General features: G+C 64.3%; 9 protein-coding genes and 4 pseudogenes. 4 read left to right on the forward strand and 9 right to left on the reverse strand.

What is annotated here, in order from left to right:
* Window positions 1–313: 313 nt before the first annotated feature.
* The 9 genes and pseudogenes from ACSFBL_RS31855 to ACSFBL_RS31895 form a co-directional block, all read right to left on the reverse strand.
* Window positions 314–634 carry a type II toxin-antitoxin system PemK/MazF family toxin gene (locus ACSFBL_RS31855; RefSeq protein ID WP_435519820.1) on the reverse strand — a complete coding sequence of 107 codons (321 nt, stop codon included), beginning with the start codon at window positions 632–634 and terminating at the stop codon, window positions 314–316.
* A complete protein-coding gene (locus ACSFBL_RS31860) occupies window positions 628–882 on the reverse strand; it encodes an AbrB/MazE/SpoVT family DNA-binding domain-containing protein (protein ID WP_435519821.1) in 255 nt (84 codons plus the stop codon). Before ACSFBL_RS31860 ends, ACSFBL_RS31855 begins: the two co-directional genes overlap by 7 nt.
* Window positions 883–1,260: 378 nt before the next feature.
* Window positions 1,261–1,389 (reverse strand): Lrp/AsnC family transcriptional regulator, encoded by a 129-nt coding sequence (locus ACSFBL_RS31865; protein ID WP_435519822.1) that lies wholly within the window; start codon window positions 1,387–1,389, stop codon window positions 1,261–1,263.
* Between the two features lie 223 nt (window positions 1,390–1,612).
* A pseudogene (locus tag ACSFBL_RS31870) lies at window positions 1,613–1,973 on the reverse strand (NADPH-dependent FMN reductase family protein).
* 86 nt (window positions 1,974–2,059) lie between these two features.
* Window positions 2,060–2,701: pseudogene (locus ACSFBL_RS31875) on the reverse strand (aquaporin); the annotation flags it as partial.
* Between the two features lie 9 nt (window positions 2,702–2,710).
* Window positions 2,711–3,202: pseudogene (locus tag ACSFBL_RS31880) on the reverse strand (arsenate reductase ArsC).
* 3 nt (window positions 3,203–3,205) lie between these two features.
* Entirely contained in the window at window positions 3,206–3,532 is a 327-nt protein-coding gene (locus ACSFBL_RS31885; protein WP_435519823.1) for an ArsR/SmtB family transcription factor, read from the reverse strand.
* A 199-nt stretch (window positions 3,533–3,731) separates the two neighbouring features.
* A pseudogene (locus ACSFBL_RS31890) lies at window positions 3,732–4,262 on the reverse strand (transposase family protein); the annotation flags it as partial.
* A 218-nt stretch (window positions 4,263–4,480) separates the two neighbouring features.
* A complete protein-coding gene (locus tag ACSFBL_RS31895) occupies window positions 4,481–5,518 on the reverse strand; it encodes an AraC family transcriptional regulator (RefSeq protein WP_435519824.1) in 1,038 nt (345 codons plus the stop codon).
* 99 nt (window positions 5,519–5,617) lie between these two features.
* Between ACSFBL_RS31895 and ACSFBL_RS31900 the strand changes: the two genes are divergently transcribed.
* The 4 genes from ACSFBL_RS31900 to ACSFBL_RS31915 all read left to right on the forward strand — a co-directional run bounded on the left by ACSFBL_RS31900 (window position 5,618) and on the right by ACSFBL_RS31915 (window position 11,015).
* Window positions 5,618–7,105, forward strand: a complete 1,488-nt coding sequence (locus tag ACSFBL_RS31900) for a flavin-containing monooxygenase (protein WP_435519825.1) — start codon at window positions 5,618–5,620, stop codon at window positions 7,103–7,105.
* Between the two features lie 10 nt (window positions 7,106–7,115).
* Window positions 7,116–7,997: an alpha/beta hydrolase gene (locus ACSFBL_RS31905; RefSeq protein WP_435519826.1), complete on the forward strand. Its 882-nt coding sequence runs from the start codon at window positions 7,116–7,118 to the stop codon at window positions 7,995–7,997.
* A 355-nt stretch (window positions 7,998–8,352) separates the two neighbouring features.
* Window positions 8,353–8,589 carry a hypothetical protein gene (locus ACSFBL_RS31910; protein WP_435519827.1) on the forward strand — a complete coding sequence of 79 codons (237 nt, stop codon included), beginning with the start codon at window positions 8,353–8,355 and terminating at the stop codon, window positions 8,587–8,589.
* A gap of 56 nt (window positions 8,590–8,645) precedes the next feature.
* On the forward strand, window positions 8,646–11,015 hold the full coding sequence (locus ACSFBL_RS31915; RefSeq protein WP_435519828.1) for an arylsulfatase: 2,370 nt from the start codon (window positions 8,646–8,648) through the stop codon (window positions 11,013–11,015).
* The last annotated feature ends 140 nt before the right edge of the window (window positions 11,016–11,155 follow it).

Below are 11,155 nucleotides of genomic sequence, written 5' to 3' on the forward strand. Positions count from 1 at the left end.
AATAAGAGAGGTGCGCAATCTCCGAATGAAAAGAGGGCAGGCGCCGCGCATCAATCCGGCGTTCCGCGCTGGTCGTGCGCTCGTTCGTCGGTCCCTCAACAGCCGACGACCGCCGACGGCTTTAGGATCACGGCAGCCCTGTGCATTCCGCAAGCGATGCGGGAGATCGCGGGTGGAAAGACGATGGAAATGTCTCGCGGCCGGCCGCGATGCGTCGACCTATGCTTCGCCTTAGACAACATGCATTGCCGCGCGGCCATGCAAGTGCGCCTTCTCGGTCTCAATCTGCGGGCGCGGCGCGAAGGTTTTGCACTTACTCCGCGAAAACTTCCTGCAGCGTGCTCAAGGCCGCCGCCAACGTCTTCGTGGAAGCCGCGCCCAACTTCTTGGCCAAGCGCGCCTTGTCTACTGTCCGGACCTGATCTAGCAGGATCAAGCCCTTGGTGCCGCCGTGCGTTATCGCAACACGAAAAGGGGCCGCAAAGCCCTTCGAGGTCATCGGTGCAACGATGACCGTGCGGAGATGGTCGTTCAACTCTGAAGGCGACACCACAACGCAAGGGCGCGACTTCTTGATTTCGCTGCCTACGGTAGGGTCGAGGTTCACCAGCCAGATTTCGCCGCGTTTCACCAAGCCAGCTCCGCGTCTGCATCGTTCCCGAACTCGCCCATTGCCAACTCGTCTCCACCCTGCGCCGCTAGGATCTTCGCGGCCTCAGCCCAGCCTGCGCGCGGTGGCAGGGTCGCTTTGCGAAGGACAATGGCGCCGTCTTCGACTGTCATTTGCGCTGTCTGGTCATCGCCGAGGCCGGCTTGTGCGAGAAGCGGCTTGGGCAGTACAACACCCTTGCTGTTGCCAATGGTTCGGATGGTGACTTGCATAGCTACTCCTGTGGCAACAATGTTATTACATTCATCGATCGACGTCAAGCTTAGCAAGACGTGGTGTCCGACCAGCGCCGAAGCGCCGTTGCCTGAGGCTGAACAAGATGGCAAGCATCGCTGGCGACACCAGTCTCTGCGAGCGGAAGCCCTCCCGGGCTGCGAGTCAACTCACTTTCGATGGGGGCGGGATAAAGCAAACAAGCGCAAGGCCGGGGCGGCGCCGCATCCCTGCACTATTGCACGCGCCCTAGCATCCGCGTACTGGGGACCTAGAAGGCTTCAGATCTGATTATTACCCGACCGGCACACCCTTCTTCCGTGCCGCCTGCCGGCGACTAATTTCACCGGTTGAACATTCTTGCCCTGGAGCGTGAGCTAGGCGATGACAAAGTCGCGGTAGCCGAGCTTGGCAAGGTCCAGGTCGACTGTGTAGCGCTTGATGACACCCTGCGATTCGAGCTTCTCGATGCGCATCCAGCAACTGGTAGCCGACAGGCCCACCATCGCACCGATCTCCTGCAACTCCTGCGGAAGTCCTCTCGGAGCACGCGGAGAATGGCCCGATCGATACCTCCAATGCGACATCAGGTATGCGGCCAGCTTTAGAACCGAAGAAGCCCGCATCTCATCTGACATAAGCCGCTTTGTATGCGCTAAGTCGTTGATTTATATCGATATTTGACGACAGCTTATCCGATAAATTTGGTGGTCGACGCGTTGAGTCGGGTCAGATGGAGCGCTGATTCACGCGCCTCGACAGCTCGTCGGCGCTTTCCTTGCGTTCGCTGTACCTGTCGACCAGGTAAGGGCTGACGTCACGCGTCAGCAGCGTGAACTTGAACAGTTCTTCCATTACGTCGACGACGCGGTCGTAGTAGCTCAAACACTCTGACTTCGCCACCCATCGCCTCGAGAAGTCGCGCAGCTTCGAATGTCAGCAGCCGACTGAATGAGCGCTCGCGTAGAGAGCCATAGAGCATCAGGAAACGCGGTCGATGGCGTGACGGTTGGCGTGCGACCAGGCGGTCTTGCGTCGGAACGTCGAGCAGTTCCGTGTTGAGCGCCGGGAAGATGGTGGTATTGGCCATTGCAGTGAGTTATGGCCAGCGTCGGCGCTGTCCGAAATGGCTGGCGTCGAAGCTTCCTGCTGCGAGTGAAGAGCGACGCCAGCCGCCGGGCTCAGCGCCCTGTGAATGGCGAGGCCGATGCCAGCGCCTGCGAGTTCCGCAACCACAAAGCCCGGCACGCTGGATGGGGCGATGCCGGCAAAACTATTGCTGAACATCCGGCCGAATGCTGCTGCGGGATTAGCAAAGGACGTCGAAGCCGTGAACCAGTACGCGGCTCCGATATAGCACGCCACCATGGCGGCTACCCGGCTCGGCGGGGCGCGCAGAATCACAAGTAGCAAGCCCGCAGTCGCGACCGCCTCGGCAATCCACTGGCCCGCGTCGCTGCGAACCTTCGTCGAGAGCTGAAAGATCGTGGCATCGAACATCACGTGCGCAAGCCAGGCGCCGAGCATCGCGCCGGCCAGTTGGACGACGATGTAGGGCGCCACCAGCGAACGTTGCATTGCGCCGCGGGCCGCCATGACGAGTGACAGCGCCGGGTTGAAATGCGCGCCGCTCACGGGGCCGAACACCTCGATGAGGATGTACAGCCCGCCGACCGTGGCCAGTGTGTTCGCGAGCAATGCGATGGCGACGTTGCCACCAGCCAGGCGCTCGGCCATGATGCCCGAGCCGATGACCACTGCGAGCAGAAGCGCCGTGCCGAGGGCTTCGGCAAACAGCTTTCGGAAGATGCCGCCCACGTTGCTCACCTAGTTCCTCGAAATGCCTTCGAGCGCCTGCTGCAGCTCGGCATCGCTCATCGATTCGAGCGGCAACTGCAGGAGCTGCAGCATGCGGTAGCCGACCGCTTGGCGCGTGAGTTCGAAGGCCACACGCTTGCCGTCGTCGCCGCCCAAGGCGATCGACGGGTCCGCGTAGCCCCAGTGCATCTTGACCGGGCTCCCCGGCCAGTAGGGACAAGTCTCGGCTGCTGCGCTATCGCACACGGTGATGACGATGCGCATCTGGAGCGCTTCCGGCCCAGTGAACTCGTCCAGCTCTTGCTCCGGTAGCCTGTGCTGTCGACGCCGGCGTTGGCGAGCGCCTCCAACGCGAAGGGATTGAGCCGGCCGCTCGGTGCGCTGCCGGCGCTGTACGCGCGGACGTCCCTGCCAAACGCCCTTGCCCAGTGATTCAGCATGCCTTCGCTCAGCACGCTGCGCGCCGAGTTGTGGGTAGAGGATGAGAACGTTGGTCGTCATGGTTCAGAATTTGCAGGGAACATCCGCCGTTTCGACCGCGCAGGCGGCGCCTTGGCAGCAGTTGTCGGTGAGATAGCCGAGCAACGCGTTCATGTTTTCGTAGGCCGCTCGATAGACGAGGTTGCGGCTCGCGCGCTCCTGGGTCACCAACCCTGAGTTCGTCAGTTCCTTGAGATGGAACGACAAGGTGGCGGGAGGGACATCCAGTGCCGCCTGTATCACGCCCGGCGTGAGCCCGCTCTGGCCGGCGACCACCAGGGCCCTGAATACTTCCAGCCGCAATGAGTGGGCCAGTGCGGCGAGGCCTTGAACGACTTCTTTTGATTCCATGATTCACGAATAATCGAATTATGTTTCGCCGGGAAGACATCGGCGTGTGTGCAAGCAGCTGGCGTGTAACGAAGGCCTGGGTCTAGCAGAGTCGCGTCCAGGCGCGGCTCCAGCTATGGATGTCTCAAGCGCCGGGTCGAGCGCGCCTGAGATGCGCGCTGTTCGGCACTTGATGGCGCCGTGCATCCAGCGCCGCCACGTCGCTCGTGCGCGGATTCCACTTGATCAGCCAGTCCAGTTGCGGCAGGCCTGCGCGGTTGTACGACTCGATCTCGCGCATCAGCGCCGTGGAGTCGAAGCCCGCGTCCAGCCGCGCCAGGATAGGCGCTTTCGGGCCCGCCGCGCTCAGGCGTTGCGCCATCGGGATGACGCGCTCGAAGTTGAATTGCGTCTCCGCCGCCGAGTGCTGCACGCCCGGGCGCGGCGCCAGCTCGAGGCAGAACCCGTGCGAGCCCAGGTACGCCGCCAGCGGTCAATAGCCATCGACGCCTGCATAGGTACGACCCACGCCGTCCTTGGCGCTGCCGCCGTTGTCCATCGCGAAGGTGTCCACGTCCAGCGCCAGCCAGCCGCAGGGCAGCACGCCGTAGTCGGCGCGCGCTCCGGCCAGCAGCGTCTCGATCAGCGCAGGCAGGAAGTCAAAAAGCTCATCCGCGCGGGCGTCCATGCGCTGGCGCAGCGTCGGGCTGGAGGGCAGCAGCTTGATGCCCCCTGCTTGAAGAAGGCATCGCCGCGCAAGTTCTCGCCTCGCCCCCAACATCCTGCTGATCGCCGGCACCTCCTCCCTCGCCTACCCGCGCGAAATCTCTTGTCCAGCGTGCTCGTGCTGGCGCCCGAAGGGATGACGTAGCTTGACGGCGTCGCCGCGAGGGGCCCGCGTGCGATACAGCAGGCACCGGGACGACCTCCCGAGGTCGCGGTTGCGGACACCAGCCGCGCGCGGGACCTTCAGCGAGCATCGCCTGCCATTCGCCCCCGCCTGACCGCGCGCCGCAATGCCGAGGGTGGTAGGCCGAACCACCGCCGGCACGACCGCGTCATTGCCGACTGTTCGGAAAACCCGAGAATGTCCGCCAGCTGCCCGAGCGGCAGGTCGGTCTCGCGCAGGTAGCGCAGCGCCGCTTCCTTGTGGACCTCTTCGCGCAGCTGCTCGAAGGTCGTCCCTTCCGCGCCAAGGTGGCGCTGCAGCGTGCGCGGATGCACCGCCAGCAGTGCGGCGACGTCGCCCTTGCTCCCTTGCGCCATGCCGAGCATGTGTCGCAGCGCCAGGCGGACCCGAGAAGAAAGACTTTGCCCCGAGTCACGGAAGTTCCTCTCCAAGAAGTCCTGCGCGATCTTGCGAAGCTCCTGGTTCGCTCCCCGCAGGTCGGCTTGCAAGGTGCCGCGGCTCACATGAAGCGCGGCCCGCGGCTGCGCGACAAATACCGGGGCGCCGAAGAAGCGCTCGTAGGTGCCGATCGGCGCCACCGGCGTGTGCGGAAGCGTCACCGCATGCAGGTGGTATTGCTCGCCCGCGAGCAGCCGCGTGATGTGATGGAGGTCGCCAAGGCACAGGTCGATGGTCTGCCGGTGCGCGGGCGGTCGTGCCAGGCGTATCTCCAGCGCCATCTCCGAGGCGTCTTCGGCCAGCGGACTGTGCTCCCTGATGTCCAGCGCCAGTCCCGGCGTGTGAACGAACATGTGGCGCGCAGCGCCGTCCCAGGCTTGGCGGACGGTAGGGGCGTTGCTCAGCACCACGCTCAGCGGCCCCAGCACCCCGATGTCCTGCATCTGCGACAGGCGCAGGCCGAAATCCGCGCAGCCGGTCTCGGCGGCCGTGCTTTCCAAAAGATGCAGGCAGGCGCGTAACGACAGCAAGGCGTCATCGACATCGAGGGAACTGGCCGGGATGCGATGGCGGCGCAGCAGGGAGACAGGGTCGGCGCCCAGGCTTCGCGTCAGGGCGTTATAGCCCTGCAATCCACTCGATCGAACCATGGCGGTCATGTCTCGAAATGTCAAACATCAGTCTCGACATGTCAAGAATCGAAATCGACGGATCCACATACTCGATGCATCCCCCCAACCCACCAGAGGTCAGAAGACATGGAGACAAACTACGACGTGCTCGTCATCGGTGCCGGCCTGTCCGGCATCAGCATGGCCTGCCACCTGCAGATGGAGTGCCCCGGCAAGCGGGTCGGCGTCCTCGAGCGCCGCCAGGCGATCGGTGGCACCTGGGACCTGTTCCGCTATCCGGGCATTCGCTCGGATTCCGACATGTTCACCTTCGGCTTCCGGTTCCGGCCCTGGCACGACCTGAAGGTGCTCGCGGACGGTCCCTCGATCCGGCGCTACGTCACCGAGACGGCGCGCGAATACGGCATCGACCGCAAGATCGTGTTCGGCGTCCGCACGACGGAGGCCGCGTGGTCGAGCGAGCACCGGCGCTGGACCGTCAGCGCGATCGACGAGCAAAGCGGCGAGCCGCGCACCTTCACCTGCAACTACCTCGTGAGTTGCACCGGCTACTACAACCACGACGCGGGCTACCTGCCGGCCTTCCCGGGCGTGGAGCGGTTCCAGGGCCGGTGCATCCACCCGCAGAAATGGCCCGAAGAACTGGACTACCGCGGCAAGCGCGTGGTCGTGATCGGAAGCGGCGCCACCGCCGTGACGCTGGTGCCGACGATGGCCCGCGATACCGCCCACATCACGATGCTGCAGCGCTCGCCGAGCTACGTGTTCTCGGTGCCGGCGTATGACGCGATCTCCGCCGCACTCAAGCGCGTGTTGCCCGAGCGCTGGGTCTACGCCATGGCGCGCAAGCGTAACCTCTTCCTGCAGCGCGCGATCTACAAGGCCTCGCGGCGCTGGCCTGGTGCGATGCGTTCATGGCTGCTGTCGGGCGTGAGAAAGCACGTCGGCAAGGACTTCGACATGGCGCACTTCTCGCCACGCTACATGCCCTGGGACGAGCGGCTCTGCGCGGTGCCCGATGCCGACCTGTTCAAGGCGATCCGCGACGGAAAAGCCTCGATCGTCACCGACCACATCGACACCTTTACCGAGACCGGCATCCGCCTCAAGTCCGGCCGAGAACTGCAGGCAGACATCATCGTCACGGCCACCGGCCTGCAGCTGCAGTCCTTCGGCGGCATGCAGTTGGTCGTGGATGGCCACCCGCGTGCCGTCAACGAACTGATGACCTACAAGGGCGTGCTGCTGCAGGACGTGCCGAACATGGCCTGGCTCTTCGGCTACATCAACGCCCCGTGGACCCTCAAGGTCGACATGGCATCGAGCTACTTTTGTCGCCTGCTCAACCACATGGAACAAAACGGCAGCGAGGTGGTGACGCCGCGCGCGCCCGCGTGGCAGATGCTCAACGAGAACATCGTGGCGGCGCTGAAGTCGGGCTACGCCAAGCGCGGCGAAGCGATGGTGCCGCGTCAGGGCCGTACCCTGCCGTGGCGCGTGCTGCACAACCCCGAGAGGGACCAGCTGCTGCTCATGAAGGAGCCGGTCCAGGATGCGGCGCTTGAGTTTCGCGGTGGCCCGATGCGCGCACCGCTTCGATCCGCGGTCGCCTGAGGAGCGCACCATGCAATCCATCGATTCATCGTTCACCTGCCAGGGGCTGCGCTGCGCCGGCACCCTGCTGATGCCGGAGGGGGCGCAATGTCCGCCCGTGATCGTGATGGCGCACGGCTTTGCCGGTATCCGCGCGATGCTGCGTCCGCACGCCGAGCGTTTCGTCGCCGCCGGCTATGCGGTCTACCTGTTCGACTACCGCAATTTCGGAGACAGCGAGGGGCAGCCACGCCATTGGGTGGACCCGGGCCGGCATTTGAAGGACTGGGACGCCGCCATCCGCCACGTCCGCACGCTGCAAGCAGTGGACGCCCAGCGCATGGTGCTGTGGGGCACTTCGCTGTCGGGCGGCCACGTGGTCTGCATGGCGGCGCGCGGGCATCGCTTGGCGGCCATCATCGCGGGGCATCCGCTCATGAGCGGATGGGGCGCGATCGCGGCGCTGCGTCCGCGCATGCTGCTGCGGCTGACGCTGGCCGGCCTGCGCGATGCGCTGGGCAGCCTGTTCGGGCGCCCGCACTACGTGCCGGTGGCGGGCCGCCCGGGTGAGCACGCGGTGCTAACAGGCAACGAAGCTTGGGACGGCATGCAGAAGCTGGCAGCGATTGCCAAGGTACCTTGGGAGAACAAGGTGCTCGCCCGCGCGCTGCTGAAGATTCCCCACTACAACCCGATCCGGGTCGCGCGCAAGGTGCGCGTCCCTGCGCTGGTGATCGCGGGCTCCAACGACAGCATTGTGTCGGCCACGACGGCGCGCCGGGCCGCGAGCCGGATGGCCAACGCCGAGTACACGCTGCACGCGTCCGATCACTTCCAGCCCTACTACGGCGAATACCTCGAACGCAACGTCGAGGTGCAGCTCGCATTCCTGCACAAGCACGTGGCCGTCTGAAGCACGGTCGTTTACCCATCAAGGACTTTTTCTTCTCATGAACGACTCCTTCAGAGACAGGTCGCCGTCGCCAAGGGCGCCGGCTCCGACATCGGCCGCGCCTTTGCGCGGCAACTTGAAGTTCGGGGGTGCGCGCCTGGCGCTGTCGGACGTCGACGCTGCGGGTCTTGCCCCCCGGTGGCTGCTGGCTTGCAACGATGCAGGGGCGAGCCAACTCGCTACTTGCCAGCACCTTGCCTCAAGAGCAGTAGACTGCGCGGCTGCAAGGCTCACCCAGGTTTGTCCGGTTCGCCGGTCGGCGCGATGGCTTGCAGTGGTGAAGGCGAACAATGGTTCAACTTGAGAGGAATACACCATGAATGGACTGTGCTCATTTGGTGCAGCGGCTGTCCTGACGCTCGCAGCCTTGCTGCCACTGGACGCCTCGGCTGTGACTTGCGCCAAAGGTGTCTACCGCGCGGGCTGTGTGGGCCCGAATGGCGCCGCTGTCGTCCGCAAGCCGCCACCGCCGCCGCCCCGGGTGGTTTGCGCGAACGGCATCTACCGTGCCGGCTGCGCCGGCCCCAATGGCGCGGCAGTGGTCCGCAAGTAACTCGATAACGCGCGTCGCCCGGCTTTAGACAAGGCACCCATGAGAATCAAAGCACCATGAAGAAGTCGAACGACAGCCTGCGTTGCGCATTGACGTCATTCGCGCTCGGCATCGGCCTCGCGGGCCTCGCCGCGGCGCAGAACAAGGCGACGGTCACGCTCGACCGGACCATCCTTCCGATCGCCAGGCCGATGCGCACGCCCGTCACCGAACTCGACGTGCGCAACGCAAAAGCGCCACCCCGTTTCGAGGTGGAAGCGCCAAAGGGTGCGCCCAACGTCGTGATCGTGCTGCTCGATGACATGGGCTTTGCGCATCCGAGCACGTTCGGCGGTGCGATTGCCATGCCGACGCTGGACCGGCTCGCGGCCGGCGGCCTGCGCTACAACAACATGCACGTCGCGGCACTGTGTTCGCCCACGCGGGCGGCCTTGATCACAGGCCGCAATCATCACACGAACAACACGGGCGCCGTGCAGGAGATCGCGACCGCCTTCGAGGGCAACACCGGCATCCGCCCGGCGAGCGTCGCGCCGCTGGCGGAGATGCTGCGCCTGAATGGCTACAACACCGGTGCCTTCGGCAAGTGGCACCTCACGCCGGCCTGGGAAACCAGCATCTCCGGCCCGTATACGACCTGGCCCACCCACTCGGGCTTCGAGAAGTTCTACGGCTTTCTTGGCGGAGAAACCAACCAGTGGTCGCCGCTCCTTTACGACGGGGTGGCCCGGGTTGAGTTGCCCGCCGATCCGAAGTACCACTTCATGACCGACATGACGAACCAGGCCATCGCCTGGACCCGGTTTCAGCAGTCGATGACACCCAACCGGCCGTTCTTCATGTACTTCGCCCCTGGCGCCACCCATGCGCCGCACCACGTATCCAAGGAATGGTCCGACAAATACAAGGGCAGGTTCGATGAGGGCTGGGACAAGTACCGTGAAGACGCGCTTGCCCGCCAAATCAAGCTCGGCATCGTGCCGGCTGGAACCAAGCTCGCGCCCAAGCCCGCCGGCATCAAGGACTGGGACAACCTCACGCCTGACGAACGACGGCTCTTCGCACGGCAGATGGAAGTCTTCGCCGGTTTCGCCGAGCAGGCCGACCACGAGATCGGTCGGCTGGTGAAGTCGATCGAGGATCTGGGCGTGATGGACAACACGCTGTTCATCTATGTCGCCGGAGACAACGGTGCCAGCGCCGAAGGCGGGGCTACCGGGCTGTTCAATGAACTCACGTTCTTCAATGGCGTCCCGGAGACCGTCAAGAACCAGTTGAAAAACCTCGACAAGTGGGGTGGGCCGGAAACCTACCCGCACTATGCGGCCGGCTGGGCCGTCGCTGGCGATGCGCCTTTCGCCTGGACAAAGCAGGTGGCGGGAGACTATGGCGGCACCAAGACCGGCATGGTCGTGCACTGGCCCAAGGGGATCAGGACGAAGGGGGAAATTCGCTCCCAGTGGCAATACATCACCGACCTCGCGCCGACGGTGCTCGAAGCGGCGAAACTGCCGTTTCCGAAGTCCGTCAACGGCGCGGTCCAGAAGCCGTTCGAGGGCGTAAGCCTGGCCTACACGCTTAACGATGCAAAAGCCAAAGACCGGCGCACGACACAGTACTTCGAGATTCTCGGCAACCGCGGCATCTACCACGACGGCTGGCTGGCGCGCACGGTGCACAGGGCGCCATGGGAGCCCAAGCCGCGGGCGACACTCGACAAGGATGCGTGGGAGCTCTTCGACACGCGCAACGACTACAGCCTTGCCACCGATCTCGCTGCGGCGCAGCCGGCGAAGTTGAAGCAGATGCAGGCCGTGTTCCTGAAAGAGGCGGCGAAGTACAACGTCCTTCCCATCGATGATCGCGGCGTCGAACGATTCAATGCGGCAGTTGCCGGACGACCCGACCTGATGGGAACACGCACCTCTATTTCGCTCTACCCCGGCATGACGGGCGTGATGGAAAACACTTTCATCAATGCGAAGAACCGCTCCAGCACGATCACCGCCGAGATCGACATTCCTGAGGACGGCGCGGAAGGCGTGGTCTTTGCGCAAGGCGGGCGATTTGGAGGATTCAGCCTGTATCTGAAGGACGGCAAGCCTACCTACACCTACAACTGGGTCGGCCTCGAGCGCTACACCGTGGCCTCGCCTCAGGCACTTCCAGCCGGCAGGGCCACCATCACGCTGGACTTCGCGTACGACGGTGGCGGCCTGGGCAAGGGGGGAGTGGCATCGCTGTCGGTCGACGGCCAGAAAGTGGCCGAGGGTCGGATCGAGAAGACCATTCCCTTCATCATCTCGCCGGACGAAGGCGCCGACGTTGGCGAGGACGACGACACGCCCGTCTCGGAGGACTACGTGGCGGGCATTAAGAGCCGCTTTACCGGAAAGATCGAAAAAGTCACGCTCGAGGTCCGGTGAGGCGCCCTCGCCTTTCCATGCATCCGATACAACCTCATCTTCGGAGGCTGCTGCGATTCGCTTGCGTCAGCGAAATCGCAACCGGCGTAGCTTTGATCGCAGCGCCGAAGTATGTTGCGCTGGCGCTCGGCGACCATGCT

It is taken from the genome of Variovorax glacialis (assembly GCF_051216375.1).
In the GTDB taxonomy this organism is placed as follows: domain Bacteria; phylum Pseudomonadota; class Gammaproteobacteria; order Burkholderiales; family Burkholderiaceae_C; genus Variovorax.